Source organism: Vreelandella sp. 2A-K22, from assembly GCF_054065485.1.
The window spans coordinates 26,177-50,970 of sequence record NZ_JBSUGC010000022.1 but is presented as its reverse complement, the minus strand read 5'-3'; the positions used below and the strand labels follow the sequence as shown (position 1 = coordinate 50,970).

Here is a 24,794-nt window from a genome sequence, read left to right as displayed (position 1 = left end):
AACGCCCGGTCATATAGGTCGGGCGTTTGCGTATCTGGGGTATGCTTTAGGGTCTGAGGATCTTTTCAGCGTATGCCATGATTGCATTGAGGATAGGTGAATGGCGACTATTACAGTGCGTAATGTAGATGATGAACTCAAAGCACAGCTCCGCATTTAAGCGGCTAGCCATGGTCACTCTATGGAGGAAGAGGTGCGGCTTATTCTTTCTCGATCCGCAGCGTTATTGCACAACTGTCTCCGTTTTCGCAATGGATTGGCTGCGTTTCCGTGGCACACAAATCGGGCTGCCGCTTTCAGGGTCGAGGATGACATGGGCATCAAGGTCGAACACGCACTTGAGATTGGCCGCGGTAAAGACTTCGCTAGGCGCGCCGCTGGTAACGATACGCCCATCGCACATCATCACTAAATGATCAGCGTAGGCGGCGGCTAGGTTTAGATCGTGGAGCACCAGTAGTAGGGTGCGACCTTTCTCATGGGCCAGGCGCGAAAGCAGTTCCAGCAAATCCACCTGTACCTTCAGATCCAGAAAAGTCGTGGGCTCATCAAGCAGGATCAGGTCGGTTTGCTGGGCCAGCACCATGGCAATCCAGCAGCGCTGGCGCTGGCCGCCGGAGAGCGCATCGACGTTGCGCTCGGCAAACTCCGTCACGTGGGTATAAGCCATGGCCTCACGAATAGCAGCGGCGTCTTGCTGAGCATTTTTCTGCCATAACCCCTGATGTGGAAAACGGCCCATCCCCACTAACTGCTTTACGCTCAGCCCCTCGGGCGCTACCGGGCCTTGGGGCAGAATTCCCAGGCGCTTGGCGACCTCCCGCGTTTTGCTGCGATGGATATCCTTGCCGTCCAAATACACATGCCCGCCACTAGGCGTAAGCGTGCGGGCAAGAGTTTTCAGCAGCGTCGACTTGCCACTTCCATTCGGCCCCAAAAGCACCGTGAGCTTGCCTTCCTCAATCGCAATATCGACACCATCCAGTACACGTCGAGTGTCATAGCCCGCGTGCAGGGCTTCGCCCGTCAAGCGAGGTAGCTGATGAGAAGGCTGGGTCATGAATGTGCTCATTGGGGTTGTTTAAGCAGGCAGAACCGTAAGCCAAAATATTCTCATTTTCAATACTTGCCATTGCTCAGCAAGTAATTGCTCACTGTCTCTAAGCGTCAGCCGCAGAAGAAATGTGGGGTAAGAGAGGTGAGGAGTCGTGTCGTTATCCTGAACAGTTCGTTCTGCTTGAGTAGACCTCTGTGATTTATATGCATAAAATAATCATTATTATTTAGATGTAGATTACGTTTTCAGAGTAGGGTTCACTCAAAAGCAGGGGGATAAAAACTAGATGTACACTAAGAAACGCCAGGTATTTTGGCCTACGGTGACGCTTGCCGGTTTGGTAGCTGCCAGCCATGCTTATGGGCAGGAGTCTGCTTCCACAGGATCGCAAAGCGGCGCCAATGATGCCGACTCGACCATGGTGGTGACGGCCACCCGCAGCCATAGCGAAGCGGGCCAAACACCGCAGCGGGTTACGATCATTACCCATGAACAGATCGAACAGCAGCTAGCGATTACTGATGACCCGGGCCAGGTGCTCAGTAATCTTATTCCCTCTTACTCCCCCAGCCGCCAAAAGCTCTCCAACGCGGGCGAGACATTCCGCGGCCGCGATGCCCTGTTCCTGATTGACGGAGTGCCGCAGTCCAATCCCCTGCGCGACAGCTCGCGGGATAGCTATACCATTGACCTTTCCATGGTGGAGCGTATTGAAGTCATCCACGGGGCCAGCGCCGAGCACGGTTTAGGTGCGACCGGCGGCTTGATCAACCTGGTGACCCGGCGTGCCGAAGGCGGGGGCATTAGCCAACACGCGGGCATTAGCCTGACCATGGATGATGATCTCCAGTCGGATGGGCTAGGCAACAAGCTGGACTACCGCATTAGCGGCCAGCAAGGCGACTGGGATTTCGTTGCCGCAGCGACGCGTCAGGAGCGCGGGGTTTTTTACGATGGCAACGATGAGGTGGTCGGTATTGCCTACCCAGGCGAGCTGCAAAACTCGGAAAGCTACGATCTTTTCGGCAAGCTGGGCTACTGGATCGACGACAACCAGAATGTTGAGTTCTCGCTGAATCACTTCGATTTGGAAGAGGGCAACGACTACGTACCGGTCACCGGGGACCGCTCCGCAGGTGTTCCCACCACGGCACGCAAAGGCCGTCGTGACGGCGAGCCTGGGTTCAACGAAGTGACCTCGGCGCGGCTTTCCTACTCTCACGCTGACTGGTTTGGCAACGAGCTGGACGCCCAGGTCTATCACCAGCGCTTTCGTGCACGCTTTGCCACCACGCCGTTTTTCCCCTATGTGGATAGTGCGGGGGATACCCAATACGACCAAACGCGAAATGAATCTGATAAAACAGGCGCCAAATTCACCTTGAACCGTGACGGCATGCTGGACGACCGTTTGGGTGTGACGGTTGGTTTGGACGTGCTGGAAGACGAAACAAGCCAGATGCTGGTGCATACCGGGCGTACCTACGTGCCGGAAAGCCGTTATCGTAATTTGGCTCCTTTTCTGCAGGGCCAGTTTAAGCTCGCGGATCCGCTCACGCTGCACGCCGGGGTGCGTCACGAGTATGCCGAACTTGATGTGGATACCTTCCAAACAATTGATCGCAGCAATGTCACTCAAGACAACGTTACCGTTGATGGCGGCAATCCCAGTTTCGATGAAACGCTGTATAACGTCGGCGTAACCTATCAAGTCACTGATTGGGCTCAGCTGTACGCCAACTATTCGGAAGGTTTCGGCATGCCCGACGTGGGCCGAGTGCTGCGCGGTATTGGCACGGCGGGCCAGGATGTGGATACCCTGCTGCAACTTCAGCCTATTGTTACCGATAACCGGGAAATCGGCGCGCGTTTTGACTGGGATGGCTACGGGCTAGAGATTAGCTACTATGAGTCCAATTCAGATTACGGCCAGCGGCTTACCGAGCAGAATGGCACCTGGGTGGGCAGCCGTGAGAAGACCGAAATCCAGGGCGTTGAGATTACCGGCGACATGCAGGTGGCGGACAAGCACGATCTATCGCTCTCCTATGCCCACACTGAGGGCAAGTCGGATCAGGATGGCGATGGCAGTGTGGATACCAAACTCACCGGTATCAATATCGCCCCGGATACGCTCAAACTGGGCTGGAGCGCTACCTGGACCGACCGCGTTTCCACGCGCTTGCAGGGTAGTTACTACTTCGATCGAAGCGTCGATAATCCTGAACTTGATTTTGACGGCTACGGCTTAGTGGATGCTTCTCTAGCTTATCGCCTGCCCACCGGCAGGGTGTCAGTAGGTATCGAAAACCTCACCGATGAGGATTACCTCACTTACTACTCTCAAGCCGCACGCATCAGCGATGAGTACTACTTCACTGGGCGGGGCCGCACTTTCACTCTGGGGTACCAGCTGGATTTCTAGTCAGCCGCTTTCTATTTTCTATGTTTTGTGCTCGATACTGTTTGGCGGCGCCTTTGGGGCGCCGCTTTTTTTCGTCAATTCGCTCTAAAAGCGAGTTCGCGATCTATGCAGTAAATAAACGAAGAAGGGCGCGCCTATTCCGGCAACAAAGATGCCCGCAGGTAAATCTTTGGGCAAAAACGCTACCCGGCCCAGCAGGTCGGCGTAAAGCACTATCAAGGCGCCGACCAACGCTGATGTAGGCACTAGGCGTGCCATGTTCCGCCCCACCAGCCTAGCGGCCAGGTGGGGCGCAATTAGTCCCACAAAGCTCAAACCACCGGCAAACGCCACAGCGGCACCTGCCAGCGCCACGCTGCAGGCCAGCAATACCAATCTGCTGCGCAGAATCGCCACCCCAAGCCCTTCGGCAACGCTATCACCCAGGGCCATGGCATCCGCATGGCGGGCGAAGAGTAGGCTGATAGGCACCGCGACGACTAACCACGGCAATAGGCCCCACACATCGTCCCATTGCGCCGCGTAAAGGCTGCCGGTTAGCCATACATAGGCGGTCATGGCGGCAGAGTCATCGCTGATCACGATTAACAGGGTGGTGCCAGCGCCCATGGCCGCGGCCAGGCCAATGCCGACTAGCACCATGCGCGATGGGCTAACACCGTTTTTCCAGGCCAAGCTCACCACCAGCAGTGCCGAAACCAGTGCTCCCAGCATGGCCGCAACGGGCAGCCAGTGAATGCTAAGGGTCGAACTCAATAGCGCTAGAAACAGTACCGCCGCCAACGCCGCACCGCTGGTAATGCCGATCACGTCTGGGGAGGCCAGCGGGTTGCGTACGATGCTCTGTAGAATCGCCCCTGCTATTGCCAGGGCGGCACCGACCAGTATCGCTAGCGTAATGCGAGGCAGCCGAAGCTCCCAAATAATAAAGGCGATATCGCTACTTTGTGGGGTCGCCAGCGCGTCTAGTACCTGCAGAGGTGGCGTGGGAAAACTGCCTAAACAGAGCGACAGTCCGGCGCTTGCTAGCAATAAAAGGCTTAGCATCAGCAGGCGACGTAGTAAGCGACTACTGTCGCTTTTTGCTTCGCTGTTAAGGTTTAACGTAGCGTCTGTTCTCATTGGCCAGCCATCTTGCGTCGTGCCAGATAGATAAAGAAGGGCGTGCCGATCAGCGCGGTCATCACACCGACCGGGATCTCCTGGGGTGGCATTAAAAAGCGCGAGGCGAGATCGGCCAACAGCAGCAAACAGGCACCCAATAGCGCGCAGGCCGGCAGCAGCCAGCGATGGTCGATGCCAAATATTCCCCGCGCCATATGGGGCACAATCAGGCCCACAAACCCGATCATGCCCGCCAGCGCCACGGAGCTACCCGCTAGCACAATCACAATTAAGCCGAGTAGTAGCTTGATGGTGGTGGCCTGCATGCCGAGTCCAGTGACCATGTCATCGCCCAGTAACAGCGCATTGGCGTGACGTACCAGCAGTGCACTGAGCAGCAGTGCTCCGCCGAAGAGCGGCAGTAAGGGCGCTACCAATGCAAGATCGCGTCCCGATACTGAGCCTGCCAGCCAGTAGAGCACGCTTTCAAAACTTTGCTGATCAATCACCAAGAGCCCCTGGCTGAACGACACAAACATTGCCGTCACTGCTACACCTGCCAGCACGACCCGCAGAGGGGAGAGCTCACCGTGGCGGCCGCGGCTAAGCACCACCACCAGTATGGCCGCAACGAGTGCCCCCAATAGCGCGGCCCATACGTAGTGAGCGGGCGTGTGCAGCGGCAATAGCGAAACTGCCACCACCACAAAAAACATTGCGCCGGCGTTAATGCCTAAAATGCCCGGCGACGCCAACGGGTTGCGCGTAATGGTCTGCATCAGCGCCCCGGCAATGGCTAAGCTGGCGCCCACCAGAGCGGCAATCACCGCACGGGGTAAGCGCTCAGTTAAAAGAATGATATGGGCGATGTTGGTAGGATCGTAATAGGCGAGTGAGCCATAGAGAGAGGAAAGGGAGATCTCCGTTGTGCCTAACATCACGCTGGCGAAAAAGGCGCCTAGTGCCACCAGCACGCCAAGTAGCAGGCCAATACTCTTTGCGGCAGTACTGTTTAGCATGAAGCAGGTTCCCCACGGCCGCTGGTGTGAGGCAGGCAAGCCTGATGCGGCGCCGCTTCGGGTTGCAACAGCCCATAGTGGCTATACAGATCATCCAGCATGGCGTTGGCCGCCAATATGCCGCCACCCATCATCCAACTCACCGGCTCAACTTCAAATACGCGCCCGCTTTGTACCGCTGACAGCTGTTGCCAGAGTGGGTGGGAGGTCCAGTGTTGGTAATTATCTGCAATAGCGGGGTCATCGGGCTCAAGCAGAATAAAGAGGGCATCGGCATCCAGCACTGGAATGTTTTCAGTACTGGAAAGCTTCATTCCCCAACTCTGGCTTTGCAGTGTATCCGGCTGAGTAAAGCCCAGCTCATCAAGAATCGAGCCTGCAAAGCCGCTGGTATAGATGCGCACGTGGTCGCTTTTAAACCGCACCACGGCCACTTTTTGCGGCCACTCGCTGCTCAACTTGGCGGCGATCTGCTGGCGAAAGTCGTCGACACGATCATCCCATTGCTCAAGCAGCTCATTTGCCTGCGCTTCGCGGCCAGTAGCATTGGCCACTATGTTCAGCGTGGTCTTGAAGTTAAACACTGTCGGGGCAGATACAGTGGGGGCGATGGCCTCCAGTAGCGGCGCTATGCGCGCATGGCGAAAGTCGCTGGCAATGACCAGGTCTGGATTCAGCCAGGCAATCTTTTCCAGGTTCGGTTGGGTTTCCAGCCCCACATGCTCGACGCTATCAAGCGCATCGCGCAGATAGCGGTACATGGGCTTTTCCAGCCAGGAATCGACTACGCCAATAGGCGTCAGTCCAAGGGCTACGGCGCTGTCGGTAGCCCCCTGGTAAAGCGTCACAATGCGTGGCGGTTCCGGGGGGCTGCTCGGCGTGTCAGCGGCTGCCATAAAGGGCATTAGCGCCGCCTGCGTTAACAGCAACACACTCATAAAAACCTTCTTGCGATGGGTGTGTGCTTTTAACATTAATGTCACTTTACGATTGGCTCGGACTTAAGAGCCAGGATGATGGCATGACGTAAAAGCTAATGCAAAGCATTACCAAATGAAGGCCGCGACCTCAACTATCCCAAATACCGCGACGCCGGCCGCGACCGGCCAGCCAAGTGAGCGTACCCGCGACCACACCAGCAGCGTGACAGAAAGCCCGATGGCGGTGGCGATCCAGGAAACAGCGCTTGGGTTAACCGGTACAATGGATACCCCCAGCACGGCGGCAATCATCAGTGGGCCAAGAATACCCAGCCACTGGGGCATGTTATTAAGGCCACTTTCGCTGTTGAGGCGGCGCTGCATCCATAAAAACGGCACTACCCGCATCAACAACGTGCCGATGGCGGAAATCGCGACCGCTAGCCAAAGTGCAGTGCTCATGATTCACGCCTCCTGCTGGTGGTGAATTTCACCGTATAGAACTGCATGGAGTAGAAGCACAGCGCGCCGCAGGCGGCGGCTAAGGGAATCGCCACGTTGCCCCAGCCGACCAGGGTCAAACACAGCGCCGCTAAAATGGTGCAGCCCATGGCGACTGCCCAACGCTTGTCGGTAAAGCGCGGCGCCACCATGGTCAAAAACAGCGCGGGCAGCGCGAAGGGCATAATCTCACCCAGCAGCGGCCAGCGGGCGGTAAAGGCCTCACCGGCGGTAGCCCCCACCGCGGTGCCAATTATCCAGGCGCCCCAGGCCAGCAGTGATGCGCCCAAAAACCAACTAAAACGCTTTACCTCAGGCAGTTGGGGCAGTCGGGTTAGGGCCAGTGCAAACACCTGGTCGGTGAGGCCGTGCATTAACCAGGGCCAGTGGCGGCTGCGCGGCAGTAGTCCCGCCAGGTTAGGGCCGTACACCACATGGCGCACGTTAATCAGCAGCGTCATCGCTACCACCAGCCACAGCGGGGCGCCTGTAGCGATCATACCGACAAATAGAAATTGCGAAGCACCGGCGTAAATCAGCGCTGAAATAGCCGTGGCCTCCAGCGTGCTAAAGCCGGCCTGGGTGGCGACTAAGCCAAATGACAGCGCCACGGGAATGTAGCCGCCCAATAGTGGGATGGCTTCTCGCACGCCCTGCAGCGCGCTACGAACAGGAGAGTGGCTGGCAGCTTGGCTCATGATGTTTGGCCTTCCAAACCATAGGTGATGGTCATCATCAACGTGGCCTCCGCTTCGTGGGTACGGTAAAGGTGCGGTTGATCGGCGGCGAAGGTGATGGCCTCTCCCGGTGTCAGTACCGTGGTTGCCCCTTCGGGCCCCGCTTCCAGCCAGCCGCTGATCAGCGTGAGTGATTCACGGGTGCCGGGTGTATGGGCTTCAGCATGACGCAATGTATGCGGTGCGCAGCGCATCCAGTAAGCGTCCACCTGGGGGGAATCCTTGCCTTGATCGATTAAACGCACCTGTACGCCATCTTCACCCAGCGGCACGCTGATTGGCGCTACCAGGGTGCCGAAGGGCACATCGAGCCGCACCGCCAGCCGCCAAATGGTATCCAGGGTCGGATTGCCGTTGCCTTGTTCAAGGCGACACAGGTTGGATTTGGCAATCCCCGCCTCATTGGCTAACTGCGACAGTGACCAGCCCCGCTCCAGGCGAAGTGCTTGAAGGTGCTGGCCCAACGTGTTGAGTGAGAGCTTATCCATAAGGCTGTCCGCTGTTCTTTATATAGAACGTTCTATATAAGGAACGTTCGTCTGTCAATGGCCTCGCTCGGCAACAATAGCCTTATTCGGAAGTGGCACCCTCTAGCGGCGGCGCGCTGGGAGTATGCCTAATGGGGCACTATGCCCCGGGCAGTGCTAGTTGTTCGCTTCCTTGGAGCGGCAGGCCGCTGCAGTAAACAGCACATCGGTAGAGGAATTGAGCGCAGTTTCGGTGGAGTCCTGTACCACGCTGATCACAAAGCCAATCGCCACCGCCTGCATGGCCACTTCCGTGGGAATACCGAACAGGTTGGCGGCCATGGGAATCAGCATCAGTGAACCGCCCGCCACGCCTGAAACGCCGCAGGCCGCCAGCGCTGAAACCACGCAAAGTAGCAGCGCCGTGGGAAAGTCGACGCTAATGCCTAGCGTATGAGTGGTCGCCAGAGTGATGACAGTAATGGTGATGGCTGCGCCACACATATTGATCGTTGCACCCAACGGAATGGAAATGGAGTAGGTGTCAGGGTCGAGCTTTAGGCGGCGGCAAAGCTCCAGGTTCACGGGGATATTCGCGGCCGAACTGCGGGTGAAAAAGGCAGTAATCGCACTACCGCGCAGGCACGTAAACACCAGGGGATAAGGGTTTTGCCGGGTGGTGAAGTAAACCAGCAGCGGGTTGCTAACCAGCGCGACAAACAGCATACAGCCCACGATCACACCCAGCAGTTGGGCGTAGTTGAGCAGCGACTCAACGCCGGATTCTGCCAGCGTGCCTGCCACTAAACCAAAGATACCCAGCGGCGCTAAACGAATCACCAGTGTCACAATGCGGGTGATCGCTGCGGATAAATCGCTCAATGCTTGGCGGGTGGTATCGCTGGCTTGGCGCAGCATTAAACCCAGGCCGATAGCCCAGGCCAAAATAGCGATAAAGTTAGCCTCCATCAGCGCACTAACCGGGTTGGCAACCGCATTCAACAGCAGATCGCGTAGAACGCTAAAAATATCCCCGGGCGGGTTGCCGTCAACTTGGCCCAAATCTAACGTAAGCTCCGTGGGAAACAGGAAGCTGGCTGCCACTGCAATGAGCGCGGCGATCAGCGTGCCCACCACATAGAGCACCAGCACGGGGCGAATATGGGTGGGTTGACCTTTTTGATGAGCAGAGATCGCAGCGGCTACCAGTACAAACACCAAAATGGGCGCCACTGCCTGCAATGCGGCGATAAAGAGCTGGCCAAGTAGGGCCACGTCGCTTGCAATGCCCGGTGAAAACAGGGCGAGCACTACCCCGGCAACGATACCGATTAAAATCTGCGGGATAAGGCCCAGCCGAATAAGTGGCCGGAAAACGGTGCGGGCGGTGGCGATCATTGCGCAACTCTCAGGTAGTAAAAGGTGGGTGGCGTATCGGCGTTTAGCCGCTAACGCGCCTGAAAGGGGCGGTATTCTATCAGCTACGACCTGCCTCCGTTACTTTTCAGCGACTGTGTTTGGCTTGATAAATACCTCTAACTGATGTCGTTTGCCATCCAGCGGAATGCGTACTTCACCTTGTTGACGGGTCAGTATTCGGCCATCGAGCTGCGCGCTGGGTGCCTCATCGGTGGTGGTAACCTTAACCGCGTAGTGGGTGGCGGCAATGGTTAGCGTTGCGCTAAAACCTGGCCAGTCGTGGGGAAGGCAGGGAGCAATCACCAGCCAGCCACCTTCTCGGCGAATGCCCAGAATGCCCTCCACCCCGGCGCGATACATCCAGCCCGCTGAGCCTGTGTACCATGTCCAGCCGCCGCGTCCGGTATGAGGCGCAACCGAATAGACATCCGCGGCCACCACATAGGGTTCTACTTGATAACGAGCGACCTCCTCGACGGTGCGGGCATGATTGATTGGGTTGAGTAGCGCAAAAAGCCCATGCGCTTTACTGCCCTCGCCGAGCTTGGCAAAGGCGAGAATTGCCCACATTGCGGCGTGGCTATATTGACCACCGTTCTCGCGCATGCCGGGCGGGTAGCCGCCGATATAGCCTGGGTCGCGCTGGGGCTGATCGAAGGGGGGCCAAAACAGCAGTGCAAGCTGCTCATCGTGCCTGATCAGCTCACGTTCCAGTGACGCCATGGCGAGGGCTGCGCGGTGGGGGTCTGCTGCCCCCGAGAGTACCGCCCAGGTCTGGGCAATCGAATCAATTTGGCAGGCGTCGCTCCCTTTACTGCCCAGCCAGCTGCCGTCATCAAAGGTCGCCCGGCGGTACCACTGGCCGTCCCAGGCGTTGCTTTCCAGCGCACTACGCAGCGCGGTGATATGGGCGCGCCAACGCTCGGCGCGTGGAGTGTCCATTGTGGCTGAGTCCAGTGTGGTTGAGTCCTTAGCCGCTGAAGGCGCTTGCTTTTCGCGCTGCTGGGCAAAGGGTAGAAACAGCTCCAGGGTATGCACCAGCAGCCAGCCAAGCCATACGCTTTCACCTTCGCCCGCTTCGCCAACGCGGTTCATGCCATCGTTCCAATCACCGCCACCGATCAACGGTAAGCCGTGCTCGCCGGTTAGATCAATGCTTTGATCCAAGCCTCGGGCGCAGTGCTCAAACAGCGAGGCGATTTCCCCTGCGATCATCGGCTGAAAAAAGCAATCGTGCTCTTCAGGCGCTAATTCGGCCCCTTCGAGAAAGCTCACCGGCTCGTCGAGCACGGCGGTGTCGTGGGAAGTGGCAATATAGCGGGCGCAGGCATAAGCCAGCCAGACCCGGTCATCGGAAATACGCGTACGCACCCCTTGGCCGGAGTGGGGCAGCCACCAGTGCTGGACATCGCCTTCGACAAACTGGCGTGAGGCGGCGCGGAGCAGGTGTTGACGAGTGGTTTCGGGGCTGGTGAAGGTTAACGCCATGCCATCCTGTAACTGGTCGCGGAAACCATAGGCGCCGCTGGCTTGGTAAAACCCTGAGCGCGCGGTGATTCGGCAGGCAATGGTTTGGTACATTAGCCAGCCGTTAAGCATGATGTCCATGGCGCGGTCAGGGGTGGCCACTTGTACCGCGTTAAGCTGCGTTTGCCAGTGCGCAGTGACCAGTGCGAGCTCCGCGTCAATGTCCGCCTGGCGATACCGCGCGATCAGCGATTTGGCTTCAGCGGTTGAGCTGCTTTGCCCCATCAGTACAACGATATCGACGCTTTCTCCTGCCCCTAGCGTTACGCTGCGGTTAAGTGCGGCACAGGGATCCAACCCCGCACCGTGGGTGCCGGAAAGCGGAGCCTGGCTGCGCAGCCCCGCGGGCGCCCCCAGGCTACCGCCGTGGCCGATAAATTCACAGCGGTCAGCCGTCCAGGAAGTTGGTTGGGTGCCGATATCCAGAAACGCTACCCGGCCAGGGAAATTTATATTCCAGGGATTCTCCACCAGCAGCGCGCCGCTGTCGGCGTCTGGGTGCGAGATCAGAAAAGGCGCCGAGCCGCTACGTGAAGTCCCTAGCACCCACTCGGCATAAGCCGTCACCGAGAGCTTGCGTGGTCGCCCGGAGTGATTGCTAAGGCGTAGCCGTGAAATCCTTAGCGGGGTCTCTAGGGGCACGAAGTGCAGAAGCTCCAGAGCGATCCCATCCACTTGGTGCTCGAACTGGCTATAGCCGAAGCCGTGTCGTGCCATGTAGCGGCCATGATCCCGCAAAGGTCGGGCAGTCGCGGTGAAGAGCGCCATCGTCTCTTCATCGCGAACATAGATCACATCGCCACTTGGATCCATCACGGGGTCGTTTGACCAGGCTGTGAGCTGGTTTTCGCGGCTGTTATCCGCCCATACATAGCCTGCGCCTTCTGCTGATACCTGAAAGCCGAAGCCTGAGTTGGCGATCACGTTGATCCACGGCGCGGGCGTGGAGCTCCCTGCCTCAAGTACCGTGACGTACTCACGACCATCCTGAGCAAAGCCGCCCAGGCCATTAAAAAACTCAAGCGTTGGGAGTGGCGTTTCGCTGGCATTGAGCGGGGTGTGCCTGGGTAGGGGACGTTTGACCAACGCTTGGGGCGGTGTTGTGGCAAGGTGTGTGGGCAGCGTCAAGGCTAATTGATTCGCTATGCTGCCGCGATGGGCCATTAATGCAACGCAGGCGATCGACTGAAGCTGCATACGTACTTCCAGACTTATTAGGTCGGCACGCAATGCAATCACGGCGCCCTGAGCGAAATCTTTTTTAAGACGAGGTTGTGTTTGGCTGCTAAGCACCGCTGTTTCAATGGCCTGCTGCAGATCCTGAATATAGGAGGAGGAGCGCTCATTGATAATCACCACATCCACGCCCAGCCGCTTCATGCGCCAATATTCGTGGGCACGGAGCAGTTGGCGTACCTGGCCAATGTCATCAATGCTATCAATGCGCATTAAAATTATCGGCAGGTCACCGGAAATGCCGTGTTGCCAGAGTCGCGACTGCGGCCCGGCACCACGCTCAATGGCTTCGGCAGGCGCTCTAAAGCGGGTATCAGGGTAAAGAATTGGCGCGGCAAGACGCTGAAAGTCGGCGGCTTCTTCAGGCTGAATGCCCAAATGGCGAAGCTGCACCTGTGCCTGAGTCCAGGCGAGGGTTTTGGCGCGCTCAAAGGCGCTGCGGTCGTGGTGTTTATCAATTAGATCCATCAGCGCCTCACGGGAGGAGGCGACCACAGTCCAGTAAGCGATTCGGGCCGCTTTGCCGGGGACCACGCGCAGGCAGTAGCGCAGTGCAAAAATAGGATCCAGTACGCTACCAACACTGCTTGAAAGGTGCTGGCCCTCTGCCAGCGCTGAGGCATGCAGCGTACTTCGGCCGCGGCCTAAAAACCGGGCCCGATCAGTCTCGAACTCCAGCTCGCCCACGGTGTCGCCCTCTACCACCGCAAAGTGAGCCGCCCATACCTGCTCTTCATCGGGTGAGCGTCGCCGCCTAGTGGCGATCAAGGCGTTGAAGGCCTCTAGATACTCGGTGACCACAAACATTTTGGCAAACGCAGGGTGCGCATTGTCGGCACTGGGAGCGGTCAAGACTAATTCTAGATAGGAGGTGATCGTGATGTCCCGGGCGTGACGACCGCTATTAGTGAGCGAAAGGTGGCGAACTTCGCTGTCATCCTCGCCGGAAACCAACACCTCCAAATGGCTGGTGATGTCGTCATGACGATGGCTGTAACGGGCATAATCCTCAGCAAATAGCGCATGGCTATGCTCATCGTTAGCGCCGGCCGGGTGTGCCGCCGTCTGCCCAGTGGCAGTCCACACGCCAGGGTGTTTAGCATCGCGTAGAAAAATAAAGCTGCCTAAGTGATCGCGGGTGGCATCAGGCTGCCAGCGGCTAATGGCGATGTTTCGCCATCTGCTGTAACCACCGCCTGTGGCCGTTAGCATCACCGAATAGCAGCCGTTGGAGAGTAAATGGGTAACGGGCGGCCCACTGGCCGCCGTAGAAACGCGGCGAATGGTTTGTGCTTCGTTAATCGTCTGGCTCGCGTTTGACTTCACCTCTTCAGCGCGGGGGTGGGCAATCGCTACGTTACGCGGAACCCGTTCTTGAAGCAGCAGTTCGCTGGCTTGAATCATCGGCTCGCGATGAAAGCGAGCGCGCATCTGGCCGTGGTGCAGGGTGTTAGCGATGGCCGCGATGGTCATGCCCTGATGGTGGGCCATAAAGCTGCGCACAATCACCACTTTCTCACCGGCGGGTAGCCGCGAACGGGTGAAATCGAGCGCTTCATAAAAGCCATACCGGCCTAATGCGCCCATCTCCGCCAATCGCTTGAAGTTACGACAGGCGCCACTGGGGTCAACCATGGCGGCTAACCCGGTGGCGTAGGGCGCAATAACCAGGTCTGCCGATAACCCCCGTTTAAGCCCCAACCCCGGCACCCCAAAATTAGAGTATTGATAGGTGAATTCCCGATCACGGGCGTTATAAGCAGATTCGGAAATACCCCAAGGAGCGGAGAGCTGGGCGGCGTAGGTCTCTTGACGCTTGACCACCAGCCGGTTGGTTTGCTCCAGCAGGCTGCCCCCAGGGGCGCGCATCACCAGCGAAGGCATCAGGTATTCAAACATCGACCCCGACCAGGAGATCAACGCCGAGCCAAAGGTGACCGGGGTGGCAGCACGGCCGAGTTTGAACCAGTGGCGGGTGGGAATATCGCCTTTGGCAATCGCAAACAGGCTAGCCAGGCGCGCCTCGGAGGCCAGCAGGTCGTAGCAGCTGGTATCCAGGCAGTTGTCGTCCAGCGAATAACCAATCGACAACAGCTGGCGCTCGCTATCGAGTAGAAAAGCGAAATCCATGCCCAGTGCCAGGCGTCGCGCAGAGTCTGCAAACTGTTGCAGGCGTAGCGCGAGTGCACCCTCTTCAAGGTTTGGCTGGGTTTCCCGGTCATAGCCGTGTTGCGCCACTGAGGCGTGCAGGGCTTGCAACCAAAACAGCAGGTCTTCGCTGTATGGGTCGCTATGCTCGCTGAGGGGAGTGCACACCAGCGTTAACGTACTATCCGTCAATGCGGCGATAGTTGCCAAGCATCCCGACGACATCACGTTGCCTTTCAACTGAGCGTCTATGGTCTCCAACTGCACGCTAAGCTGAGCCGTGAACTCTTTCGACAAAGTGGATGCTTGTTTAAGTGTCTGACGGGCCAGGTTTAGGGTGTCGGCGATGCCTACGCGTGGGTCAGTTATAAAGCCTGCCGTCTGCCAGGTTTCGCAGGCATTGGCGATCGCGATAAGGTGCCCTGCAAGGTTGCCGCTATCCACCGTTGACACATAGCGGGGGTTAAGCGGGCTCAGGTCGTGGGTGGCGTACCAGTTATAGAAGTGCCCACGATAGCGGGGTAGCCCCAGCATTACGCCCAGGGTGGTTTCAAGCCGCTCAAGCGTCTCATGGGTGCCAATCCAGCCGAAATCCCGTGCCGCCAGGGTGGAGAGCAGATAGAGCCCCATATTGGTCGGCGAGGTGCGCTGGGCGAGGGCGGGTTGGGGATCCTCCTGAAAGTTATCCGGCGGTAAGCGGTTATCGGTGGCGGTGACGAAGGTTTCGAAAAAGCGCCAGGTTCGCCGAGCAATGACCCGTAGCTCAAGGGCTTCTTCTTCTGAGATGGTGGGTTGGACAACGGCGCTTGTGCTGCTGCTTAACCAGGCTGCCACTGCTGGTGCCGCCATCCACAGTAGCGCCATGGGCAGTGTGATGGGCCATGTGTGGCTGGCTGTCCAGAGCGCACTGATCACCACCGCTAGCCCCAGTGCGGTGCCTGGGGCCATGCGCTGATAGAATCCCAGTACGGTCAGTGGCGGGCTTTTCATCGACTGGGCGGCAGATGTCCACTCCAGTAGACGCCGGTGGGTGACCAGAACACGGACGAGCGTTCTGGCGATGGCATCCAGCATGCGCCACGCTTGGTCAGGCAAAAACAGGATCAGTAGCAGCATTTGCGCGCTACCCAGCTTTAACTCGTCAAACCAAAGGTGATAGTGGTGGCGTAGTCTAGACCAAGCTCGGAAGGGAACGAATGAGACCGTTAGGGAAAGCAACACCGGTGCCCCGACAACGGCCAGTAGTAGCAGTGTACTGGTGATCGCCATGCTCAGCGGCAACTGCCAGCTAACCGCAAGGCTTGCCAGCACTAATGGTGGCGTTACCGAGCGGCGCAGATTGCCGAGCATTTTCATCCGCCCAGTGAGCGGCAGCGCCGGGGCGATTAGCCAAGGGAGCAGTTGCCAATCACCGCGTGTCCAGCGGTGCTGACGCTTGGCGGCTACATCATAGCGGGCCGGGAAGTCTTCGATCACTTCGATATCGGAGGCGAGTCCCGCACGGGCAAATACACCCTCGAACAAATCGTGGCTGAGCAGGCTATTGTCGGGCACTCGGCCAGCCAGCGAGGCTTCAAAGGCATCAATCTCATAAATACCTTTACCGGCGAACGAGCCTTCGCCGACCAGATCCTGATAGAGATCTGAAATAGCGGCAGCGTAGGGATCGATACCCCCCGGTGCGGAGAATAGCCGCTGGTAGATGGAGCCTTCGCCCCCTGTGGGCAGCGACGGCGTCACTCGAGGCTGCAGTATTGCATACCCCTCCACGACCCGGCGTAGTTGTTGATCCATTCGTGGCCGGTTTAACGGATGCGCCATTTTACCGATCAACCGGCTGGCTGCGCCCCGGGGCAGGCGAGTGTCGGCATCTAGAGTGATGACGTAGCGCACGTCACTGGGCAGTGGCGGCGGCTCGATAAAGGTGGTGTCCGTGGCGCCACGTAGTAGGCGGTTTAGCTCGTGTAGCTTGCCCCGCTTACGCTCCCACCCCATCCAGGTATTCTCGCTTGCGTTAAATACCCGCCGCCGATGAAGCAAAAAGAAGCGTTTATCGCTATCCAGGGCGAGAGGACAATAACGCTTATTTAACTGCTCCACCGCTGCTTGGGCAGCCGTTAACAGCGCGGCCTCATGGGGGAGTTCCGCTTGGGGGGCATCCACGCCGTCAAGCAGCAGCGCATAGCCAAGCGCCCCCTCACCGCTGGACAAGTGGTGCACTTCAAGACGCTCAATCTGTTCGCGCAGATCTTCTTCGCTGGTCAGCAGCGTAGGCACCGCCACAAGGGTTCTTAACTGTGGCGGAATGCCTTTGGCAAGGTCGAGCCCAGGCAGCGGTTGAGCGTCGATAGAGTAGATAATCAGGCGGTTCACGATCAGCGTCGCGACTTCCATAATGGGCAGGAAACCGAACGCCCCTAGCAGCATAAGCCAGGGTAACGGTACATCACCCATCGCCAGCGGCAACGAAAGCAGCAGCCCGCCGGCCAGCGTCATCAGGCTCAATGTCACCACGGCCATCAGTACGATATAGCTGCGAATGCCGTGGTGAATGAGTGTCCGGCGCAGCCATTGGCGTGAGGAGGGGGTAAATCGTATCTGCCGCTCAAGGGTTATCCGCCCTGAGCCCACCAAGAAGTAGCCAGGGTCTCCCCGGCGTGCAGCTTCGGCCGGGTCGCTGGTGGCGTCCCCTGCCTGCTGGGAGAGTGAGAGCGCCGCTTCGACTACCTCAAACTCGCTGAAACGAGAGCCACGGGCGAGTTGTTCTATGGCGCTGCGATACTGATTGCGGGTGGGGAAATCGAGCTGGCTGAAGTGGCTTTGCTGGCGTAACCGGCTATCCACTAAACTAACGTTCTCAAACAGCTCCGCCCAGTCGATGCTGGAAACGAAGCGCATGCTGGTGATGATATTGCGCACGGTTACGTTGGCGGCGCCTTGGCGCTGCTGAGCGTGCTGAACCATGTCGTCAATGCTTTCACCCTGCTGGCTAAGTTGCTCGTTTAGCCAACCTACCAGCGGGCTGCAGCGGGGGTCTAAGCCGCGTAGCCGCTTAGCGAGCTGAGCGGTGAAGGGCTCTGCTAATGGCCCTTTATGAATATTGAGCGTGCTGGTTTCCAAGTGAAAGGTATGACGTTCCTGGGAGGTTTGCCGATCCGTGGGCGTTAGCCATTTAGCGGCCAATGCATCGGCTTCGTCCCTTGCGGTTTGTTCGCTGATAATTTGGTCGGCAAGGCGTCGCAGGTTCTCGATCAGCACAATGCGTAGCGTGATCGCCACTGCCCAGAGCTCGCCAATGGTCAATGACTGAACGCGCTGATAAGCGGTGATAAAGTTCTGCAAATTATCCAGGTCGACATGGCTGTCGGTATGCGCCACAAAGGCCCAGGCGATACCGAATACACGCGGGTAGCCCGCAAAAGGCCCGTTGGCTAACTTCGGTAGCTGGCGGTAATACCCAGGGGGGAGGTCGCTGCGTATCTCACGAATTTGCGCTTCAATTAGGTGGTAATTATCGAGCAGCCAAGCGGCGGCAGGCACAATTTCTCGCCCACCTGCCAGCGCTGTGGCACTGGCGCGGTAAACGTCCAGCAAAGCGCGCGCGTTATCGTTGAGCCGTCTTGCTAACGAAACTACCTTGGGTGGCGTGCTGGTCACTGATTGGTTAAGCGCCAAGCTGCCGGCGTGCTGTTCAAGTCGCTCTGCGCTGAAGAGCTCTTCCCTGACGGGGCTAGTCGAGTTCCACGGCGCTGCAAACGTAGGGTGCGGACGCACAAAACGGAGAAGTTGTTTCACAGATTCCATCCTGGTGAGAATGCACCTCGGTGCACCAACGATGCTTCCTTACCAGAACAATGGTCGTGATGTGAGATTTCGTCCGTGCGCTAGCGCACATTGCGCTTATGTCACTGTTAGTATTTGCGCATAGTTAAACTAAAGTTGTTAGACTTTGGTTGTAATTAATGGCAAATCACTGGACTAATTGCCTATTGCAGTTAATAAAGGGCGCCAAAGGAGGTTCCGTGTCGCCCATCGTGCGGCATATATATCGGAATGTTGATCCTCGATTTGTTCTTTTCACTCTGACCGTAAGTGGCGCAAATTGTATGCATAAAACTGCCCTGATGACGGTATGGGATCAGCTATGGCACTCCCACTACCAAGCCAAAAAACTATTGATGTGCGCGCTACCTACGGGCGGGGCCGCCAACGCCGCGGCTTCGAATACCAAGCGTAATCCTTCCCCTCAACCTAAGCCGCCTGCCTACACCACGCCGCAGAAGATTGGCCTGTTGCTTGGTCCGCTGCTGTTCGCTTTTGTGGTGATGTTCTTTCACCCTGAAGACTTAAGCTTTGAAGGGCGTATGGTGCTCGCTACCACTCTGTGGGTGGCCGTATGGTGGATCACCGAAGCTATTCCGATTCCCGCGACCTCGTTGCTACCCATTGTGCTTTTACCGATTACCGGCGCTTTGGATGGCAATACCGTTACGGCCGCCTACGGTAATCCGATCATTTTCCTGTTTCTGGGCGGTTTTATGATCGCGCTGGCAATGGAGCGATGGGATCTTCACAAGCGTATCGCGCTGTCGATTATTGCCGTGTTGGGCACCAGTATTAATAGCATCGTGTTTGGTTTTATGGCCGCGACGGGCTTTTTGTCCATGTGGGTCTCCAACACCGCATCGGTCATGATGATGCTGCCGATCGGTACCGCTATCGTGTATCAGGTGAGTCAAGAGCTGGCGAAAAGTGACGGCGACCACAGTGTCGAAATCGATAAGTTCAGCAAAGCGCTGATTTTTGGTATCGGTTATGGCGGTACCATTGGGGGCCTGGGCACGCTCATTGGAACCCCTCCGAATATCATACTCGCCGCAATTGTAAATCAGCTGTTTGGCATTGAGATCTCCTTTGCCGGTTGGCTCATGTTTGCATTTCCCATTGTGTGTGTACTGCTAGTTATCACCTGGCTGCTACTTACGCGGGTGTTTTTCCGCATTGACTTTAGTCACCTACCAGGTGGCCGAGAGCTGATTAACAAAGAAAAAGCGGCGCTGGGTAACACCAGCTTCGAAGAGAAAGCGGTGCTGGTGGTGTTTTTGTTCGCTGCCTTTATGTGGATCACCCGCTCGTTCTTGTGGCAGGGGCAGATCATCAATATCCCCGGCATCAATGACACCATGATCGCGATTGTCGCTGCGCTGCTGCTGTTTTTGATTCCCTCCAAAAATAAAGGTGGCTGCCTACTGGGCTGGGACGTGGCGAAAGACGTACCCTGGGGCATTCTGCTGTTGTTCGGAGGTGGTTTGGCAATTGCCGCAGGCTTCGGCTCTTCCGGCCTGGCGGAGTGGATCGGTGGGCAAATGAGCGTGCTGGAAGGCGCCAACTTCCTGTTGGTCATCCTGCTGGCGACCGGCATGGTGCTGTTCTTGACCGAAATCACCTCGAATACCGCCACGGCCACCATGATTCTGCCGGTGTTGGCGTCGCTGGCGCTGGCGCTGGATATCCACCCCTTCGTGCTGATGGTGCCCGCCGCCATGGCCGCCAACTGTGCCTTTATGCTACCTGTTGGTACGCCGCCCAACGCCATCATCTTCGCCACTGGCAAACTGAAAATTATCGAGATGGTGCGCACCGGCTTCTGGATCAACATCATCGCCATGCTGCTGATTGTGGCGGCGGTTTACTTCCTACTGCCGGTCATGTGGGGAGTTGATCTCACCAGCTATCCAGACGCCTTCCGTCGCTAGCGCTGGTTGAGCCTAGAGCCTTTAGAGAAACGATTAGCCCTGCCATTGAGCGGGGCTTTTTGTCGGTCGTTTATGTAGGTGAGGAGTTTTGTGGGTAGATTGAGTATCGGGTTGTTATCATGCCGCTACACTATTTTTTGCTGAGCCTGTTATGCGTCTACTTCACACCGCCGATTGGCACCTGGGGCGGCTGTTCCACAACCTGTCGTTACTGGATGATCAGCGCGATGTGCTCGACCAGCTTATCGAGATTGTCGACCGGGAAAACGTCGATGCGGTGCTGATTGCGGGCGATATCTACGACCGTTCGGTGCCGCCTGCGGCGGCGGTAACGCTGCTGGATGAGGTGCTCCACGCGCTCTGCGAGGAGCGCAAGCTGCCGGTGATCATGATTTCAGGTAACCACGATGGTGCTGAGCGGCTTCGTTTCGGCGCGCGCCACCTGCGTCAGGCCGGTCTGCATATTCTTTCCGACTTAGCTGATTTTGACACACCTGTAACGCTGACGATTAAGGGCGCTGAGATGGATGTGTTCGGTATTCCCTACGCCGATCCCGAGCATGTGCGCAGCCAGTTCAACGTTGAGGTGCGTGATTTTGACGGCGCCCACCGTTATCTGGTTGAGCGCATCGAAGAGCAGCGTCACCCCACACGCCCCTGCATTTTGATGAGTCACTGCTTTGTGGATGGTGGCAGCGCCTCTGATTCTGAACGCCCGCTGACCCTGGGCGGCGCCGAAAGCGTCGCCTGGGAGCCTATGCAAGGCTTTGACTATGTGGCGCTTGGCCACCTTCACGGCCCTCAGTACCGCGGCGGTGAACATATTCGCTACAGCGGCTCGCTGCTCAAATATAGCTTCTCCGAAGCCAGCCAGCGTAAAGGCGTGACGCTGGTGGATATCGGCGCGACTGGCGTCACCCAGGTTCAACAGATCTCCCTCATACCCAGTCGTGAAGTACGCGTACTTGAGGGCGAGATTGATACGTTGATTGCCCAGGGCCGAACAGACGCCAATGCCGACGATTACCTGCTGGTGCGGTTAACCGATCGCCACGCCATTCTCGACCCCATGGGCAAGTTGCGTGAGGTGTATCCCAACGTGCTACATCTCGAGAAGCCCGGCATGCTGGATGCCCAGGGTAATCAGCAGCTTGACCGTGAGCGGCTGAAGTTCAGCGCACTGGATATGTTCAGTGACTTTTTCGCCCAAACCAGCGGTGAGCCCATGACCGACCAACAAGCCGAGGCGATAAGCGAACTGATAGGCGAGCTTAGTCGTGACGAAGAGGCTCAGGGATGACACCTCTAACCCTTACCATGCAGGCGTTCGGGCCCTTTGCGGGCAGTGAGACCATCGACTTCACCGCGCTGGGAAGAAGCCCACTGTTTTTGATTAATGGCCCTACCGGCGCCGGTAAAAGCTCGATTCTTGATGCCATCTGTTTTGCGCTTTACGGCCAAACCACGGGCAATGAACGCGATCCGGCGCAGATGCGTTGCGACCAGGCTGACGCTTCGCTGCTAACGGAAGTGACGCTGGATTTTCGCCTGCGCGGCGTGGATTACCGGGTTCGCCGGGTGCCCCAGCAGGAGCGCCCCAAGGCTCGCGGCGAAGGGACGACCACCCATAATGCAGAAGCCCAGCTGTGGCGATTAAAGGCAGAGGGTGAAGTGGAATCCTGCCTGGTAGCACGCAAGGTCAATGATGCCACCGCGGAGTTGCAAACCCTGATCGGCCTGGATGCCAACCAGTTTCGTCAGGTGATGGTGCTACCCCAGGGCAAGTTCCGCGAACTGCTGCTGGCAGGCTCCAAAGAGCGCGAAGTGATTTTTTCCCAGCTGTTTCAAACCCAGATTTTTCAGCGCATCGAAGAGCGCCTGCGCACCCAGGCCAATCAAATCGAGCGGGCAGTGAGTGATCATCGCCAGCATATCAGCGGCATCCTCGCCGGGGGGGAGCTTGAGAGCGAAGCCGCGTTAGCGCAAGAGCTTGAAGCGCTGACACCCCAGGTAGACCAAGCGCGGCAACGTTTTGAAACCGCGCAGCAGCAGCGCCGTAGCGCCGAAAAGCAGCGCGATGAGGCGCTGGCGCTGCAGCGTCAATTTGAGGCCCGCGATCGGCTGGCGGCGGATAAAGCCCGTCATCTTGAGCAGCACACACAGATAGAAAGCACTAAGGAGCGCTTAGCGCAAAGCACCCACGCCCAGGCGCTGCGCCCACAGAGAGCTGCCTTAGACCAAGCGCTGCAGGCGTTGATCACCGCCCAGGCCGATCAGCGACAGGCGCAAGCCGAATTAGCCACTCAACGTACTAACGCCGAACAGGCGCAGCAGGCGTTAGAAGTGGCACGCCAGCGTCAGGCAGAGCTCCCCGCGCTCCGTGAACGGCATCGCCAATTGGGCGAATTTATTCATAAAAGCCAGCAGTTAAGCGAGTTGCAGGCGCGTTTTAAAACGGCGCAGGCCACCTGGCAACAAGCCGATAGTGCGCTCAAGCGTGATGAGGCGCAGCTAGATAACATTCGCCAGCAGGGCGAAGCGATTAGCGTTAACCTGGAACGCTTACAGACAGAGTTTCAGCAACTGGCCAGCGCCCCCGCTGAGCTCAGCCGACATAACGACCTGCTGACCCAGCGCCAAGAGCTGGATGAACTCACCCGGCAAGCGCATGAGTTAACCAGCCAACAGCAGCAGGCGACGGAGGCACTCAACCGCCAGCAAAGCGAAGCAGAACGAGCGCAACGCCACGCCACTGAGCAGGAGATGCGTTGGCACCAGGGGCAGGCCGCGCTGTTAGCGCTCACCCTTGAACAGGATGTCCCTTGCCCGGTGTGCGGCAGCCTGGAGCATCCAGCCCCAGCGGTTAACAGTGCCGACGTGGTCAGCCAAGCGCAGGTTGAAGAAGCCAGGGCGGCGCAAGAGCAGGCTCGTCAAGCACAACAGAGCGCCGAGCGTTACCATCATCAGCTCACTCAGCAGATTAACTACAATACAGAGCAGGCCCAGCGGCTTACCCAACAGCTGGGCGAGTGGGCTAGCCAACCGCTGCTTGAACTGCAAAATGCCTGCGAAGGCTTGCGCCGCCAAGTGCAGCGCTGGGAAAGCGTTGAACGTGAGATTAGCCAGCAAACCGTTGCTCGCGAAGCGCTGCGCCGCGAGTGGGGCGCGCTGGATAAGCAGCTTAAAACCCAACGGCCCGCGGTGGAGAAGGCAAAAGAGGACGCGTTGCGCCTAGAGAGTCAGCGCGATCAACTGAGCCAATCGCTGCCGGAAGATGCCCGCGACCCTGAGGCAATGCGCCGAACCCTCACTGAGCTTGAACACCAGATCGCACAGCTCGAAAAAGCCTGGGAGAGCGCCCAGCAGATGCTCTCGACCAGCCAAACCCAACTGGCGCGGGCGGAAGAGCAGCTACGCGGTGCGAACGAGCGAATCGAACGTAGCGAGCAGACGCTTCAGCAGGTGCAAGCTGAGTGGCAAGCCGCCCTGCAGGCCAGCCCCTTTGAAGATGAAGCAGCGTTTCAGGCTGCGCAGTTGGATGATACCCAGCGGCAAGAGTTGACTCGCCAAGTAGAGGCGTACCAACGCCGCCTGGCCGAGCTTGAAGGCGCGCTGGAGAACTACCAAACTCAGCTTGCGGAAAAAACGCCGCCGAATATGGCCGCGTTGACCAGCCTAACCGAGGCGGCCCAGGTCGAAGAGAACACCCAGCTAGAGGCGTGGCGGGGGCTGGATGGGAGGCTGACCACGCTGCGCGGTATTCGTCAAAAGCTTGCGACTGCCCACAGGGCGCAGGCAGAGCTCGAAGCCCAGTATCAGCTGTGGGGCACGCTCAGCGAGGTCGCTAATGGTCGTACGGGGCACCGTATTAGCCTGCAGCGCTTTGTGCTGGGTGTGCTGCTGGATGACGTATTGATTCAAGCTTCGGAGCGTTTGGTGCGCATGAGCCGCGGGCGTTATCAGTTGGTGCGTCGGGAAGATCCCTCCAAAGGTAACAGAGCGTCGGGTCTGGAGCTTGATGTGGCCGACACCTACACCGGCAAGAACCGTTCGGTAGCGACACTCTCTGGCGGGGAGTCTTTTATGGCTGCGCTCTCGCTGGCGCTAGGGCTCTCGGATGTAGTGCAGGCGTACGCTGGCGGTATTCAACTGGATACGCTATTTATCGATGAGGGCTTTGGCAGCCTGGATCAGGATGCGCTGGATCAAGCTATTGCCATGCTCAGCGAACTGCAAATGGGCGGGCGCATGATTGGGGTGATCTCCCATGTCAGCGAACTCAAAGAGCAAATGCCAGTTCGTATAGACGTAAGTGCCAGCCGCCACGGGAGCTCTGTGGAAGTAAAGGGCGTATTTCTTTAACGCCGCATGGCCGAGTGCAGGCAGTTTTCTTACAAGGCCTGGTTCATGCTGGGTTCATATAGAATGTTTTATAAAGTAAATGAATCGTCAAACGAGCCCTAAAGATACTATCTACT

The 24,794-nt window shown here is 57.8% G+C and carries 14 protein-coding genes; 5 read left to right on the top strand and 9 right to left on the bottom strand.

Features of this window, described 5'->3' with window-relative positions:
• Nucleotides 1-100: 100 nt before the first annotated feature.
• Nucleotides 101-160: a FitA-like ribbon-helix-helix domain-containing protein gene (locus tag ACW17M_RS22715; RefSeq protein WP_412768185.1), complete on the top strand. Its 60-nt coding sequence runs from the start codon at nucleotides 101-103 to the stop codon at nucleotides 158-160.
• A 63-nt stretch (nucleotides 161-223) separates the two neighbouring features.
• Here ACW17M_RS22715 and ACW17M_RS22710 read toward each other — a convergent pair whose 3' ends face one another.
• Nucleotides 224-1,060 carry an ABC transporter ATP-binding protein gene (locus ACW17M_RS22710; RefSeq protein WP_342584941.1) on the bottom strand — a complete coding sequence of 279 codons (837 nt, stop codon included), beginning with the start codon at nucleotides 1,058-1,060 and terminating at the stop codon, nucleotides 224-226.
• A gap of 283 nt (nucleotides 1,061-1,343) precedes the next feature.
• Between ACW17M_RS22710 and ACW17M_RS22705 the strand changes: the two genes are divergently transcribed.
• Nucleotides 1,344-3,482, top strand: a complete 2,139-nt coding sequence (locus ACW17M_RS22705) for a TonB-dependent receptor (protein ID WP_457548144.1) — start codon at nucleotides 1,344-1,346, stop codon at nucleotides 3,480-3,482.
• Nucleotides 3,483-3,566: 84 nt separating this feature from the next.
• Here ACW17M_RS22705 and ACW17M_RS22700 read toward each other — a convergent pair whose 3' ends face one another.
• The 8 genes from ACW17M_RS22700 to ACW17M_RS22665 all read right to left on the bottom strand — a co-directional run bounded on the left by ACW17M_RS22700 (nucleotide 3,567) and on the right by ACW17M_RS22665 (nucleotide 18,364).
• Nucleotides 3,567-4,604, bottom strand: a complete 1,038-nt coding sequence (locus ACW17M_RS22700) for a FecCD family ABC transporter permease (RefSeq protein ID WP_457548143.1) — start codon at nucleotides 4,602-4,604, stop codon at nucleotides 3,567-3,569.
• Nucleotides 4,601-5,605: a FecCD family ABC transporter permease gene (locus tag ACW17M_RS22695; RefSeq protein ID WP_457548142.1), complete on the bottom strand. Its 1,005-nt coding sequence runs from the start codon at nucleotides 5,603-5,605 to the stop codon at nucleotides 4,601-4,603. The genes ACW17M_RS22700 and ACW17M_RS22695 overlap by 4 nt, the downstream gene beginning before the upstream one ends.
• Nucleotides 5,599-6,543, bottom strand: a complete 945-nt coding sequence (locus ACW17M_RS22690) for an ABC transporter substrate-binding protein (protein ID WP_457548141.1) — start codon at nucleotides 6,541-6,543, stop codon at nucleotides 5,599-5,601. The genes ACW17M_RS22695 and ACW17M_RS22690 overlap by 7 nt, the downstream gene beginning before the upstream one ends.
• 108 nt (nucleotides 6,544-6,651) lie before the next feature.
• Nucleotides 6,652-6,987 carry an AzlD domain-containing protein gene (locus ACW17M_RS22685; protein ID WP_022522425.1) on the bottom strand — a complete coding sequence of 112 codons (336 nt, stop codon included), beginning with the start codon at nucleotides 6,985-6,987 and terminating at the stop codon, nucleotides 6,652-6,654.
• The gene (locus ACW17M_RS22680) at nucleotides 6,984-7,724 is read right to left on the bottom strand and encodes an AzlC family ABC transporter permease (RefSeq protein WP_022522426.1); all 741 of its coding nucleotides are present in this window, start codon (nucleotides 7,722-7,724) and stop codon (nucleotides 6,984-6,986) included. Before ACW17M_RS22680 ends, ACW17M_RS22685 begins: the two co-directional genes overlap by 4 nt.
• Entirely contained in the window at nucleotides 7,721-8,251 is a 531-nt protein-coding gene (locus ACW17M_RS22675; RefSeq protein WP_414122867.1) for a helix-turn-helix domain-containing protein, read from the bottom strand. The genes ACW17M_RS22680 and ACW17M_RS22675 overlap by 4 nt, the downstream gene beginning before the upstream one ends.
• A 156-nt stretch (nucleotides 8,252-8,407) precedes the next feature.
• On the bottom strand, nucleotides 8,408-9,628 hold the full coding sequence (sstT, locus tag ACW17M_RS22670) for a serine/threonine transporter SstT (RefSeq protein WP_009288341.1): 1,221 nt from the start codon (nucleotides 9,626-9,628) through the stop codon (nucleotides 8,408-8,410).
• Between the two features lie 99 nt (nucleotides 9,629-9,727).
• The gene (locus ACW17M_RS22665) at nucleotides 9,728-18,364 is read right to left on the bottom strand and encodes a GH36-type glycosyl hydrolase domain-containing protein (protein WP_457548140.1); all 8,637 of its coding nucleotides are present in this window, start codon (nucleotides 18,362-18,364) and stop codon (nucleotides 9,728-9,730) included.
• A gap of 302 nt (nucleotides 18,365-18,666) precedes the next feature.
• On the opposite strand from ACW17M_RS22665, the gene ACW17M_RS22660 reads away from it, so the two are divergent.
• The 3 genes from ACW17M_RS22660 to ACW17M_RS22650 all read left to right on the top strand — a co-directional run bounded on the left by ACW17M_RS22660 (nucleotide 18,667) and on the right by ACW17M_RS22650 (nucleotide 24,678).
• Nucleotides 18,667-20,316, top strand: a complete 1,650-nt coding sequence (locus tag ACW17M_RS22660) for a DASS family sodium-coupled anion symporter (RefSeq protein WP_457548139.1) — start codon at nucleotides 18,667-18,669, stop codon at nucleotides 20,314-20,316.
• 151 nt (nucleotides 20,317-20,467) lie between these two features.
• On the top strand, nucleotides 20,468-21,616 hold the full coding sequence (locus tag ACW17M_RS22655) for an exonuclease SbcCD subunit D (RefSeq protein ID WP_457548138.1): 1,149 nt from the start codon (nucleotides 20,468-20,470) through the stop codon (nucleotides 21,614-21,616).
• A complete protein-coding gene (locus ACW17M_RS22650; RefSeq protein WP_457548137.1) occupies nucleotides 21,613-24,678 on the top strand; it encodes an AAA family ATPase in 3,066 nt (1,021 codons plus the stop codon). The genes ACW17M_RS22655 and ACW17M_RS22650 overlap by 4 nt, the downstream gene beginning before the upstream one ends.
• Nucleotides 24,679-24,794 lie beyond the last annotated feature (116 nt).

Excerpts from the sequence above, each read along its gene's own strand:
- ACW17M_RS22655 (WP_457548138.1), top strand. The coding sequence starts at position 20,468 with ATGCGTCTACTTCACACCGCCGATTGGCACCTGGGGCGGCTGTTCCAC.
- ACW17M_RS22690 (WP_457548141.1), bottom strand. The coding sequence starts at position 6,543 with ATGAGTGTGTTGCTGTTAACGCAGGCGGCGCTAATGCCCTTTATGGCA.
- sstT (WP_009288341.1), bottom strand. The coding sequence starts at position 9,628 with ATGATCGCCACCGCCCGCACCGTTTTCCGGCCACTTATTCGGCTGGGC.
- ACW17M_RS22685 (WP_022522425.1), bottom strand. The coding sequence starts at position 6,987 with ATGAGCACTGCACTTTGGCTAGCGGTCGCGATTTCCGCCATCGGCACG.
- ACW17M_RS22705 (WP_457548144.1), top strand. The coding sequence starts at position 1,344 with ATGTACACTAAGAAACGCCAGGTATTTTGGCCTACGGTGACGCTTGCC.
- ACW17M_RS22680 (WP_022522426.1), bottom strand. The coding sequence starts at position 7,724 with ATGAGCCAAGCTGCCAGCCACTCTCCTGTTCGTAGCGCGCTGCAGGGC.
- ACW17M_RS22710 (WP_342584941.1), bottom strand. The coding sequence starts at position 1,060 with ATGACCCAGCCTTCTCATCAGCTACCTCGCTTGACGGGCGAAGCCCTG.
- ACW17M_RS22700 (WP_457548143.1), bottom strand. The coding sequence starts at position 4,604 with ATGAGAACAGACGCTACGTTAAACCTTAACAGCGAAGCAAAAAGCGAC.
- ACW17M_RS22675 (WP_414122867.1), bottom strand. The coding sequence starts at position 8,251 with ATGGATAAGCTCTCACTCAACACGTTGGGCCAGCACCTTCAAGCACTT.
- ACW17M_RS22660 (WP_457548139.1), top strand. The coding sequence starts at position 18,667 with ATGCATAAAACTGCCCTGATGACGGTATGGGATCAGCTATGGCACTCC.
- ACW17M_RS22695 (WP_457548142.1), bottom strand. The coding sequence starts at position 5,605 with ATGCTAAACAGTACTGCCGCAAAGAGTATTGGCCTGCTACTTGGCGTG.
- ACW17M_RS22665 (WP_457548140.1), bottom strand. The coding sequence starts at position 18,364 with ATGGAATCTGTGAAACAACTTCTCCGTTTTGTGCGTCCGCACCCTACG.
- ACW17M_RS22650 (WP_457548137.1), top strand. The coding sequence starts at position 21,613 with ATGACACCTCTAACCCTTACCATGCAGGCGTTCGGGCCCTTTGCGGGC.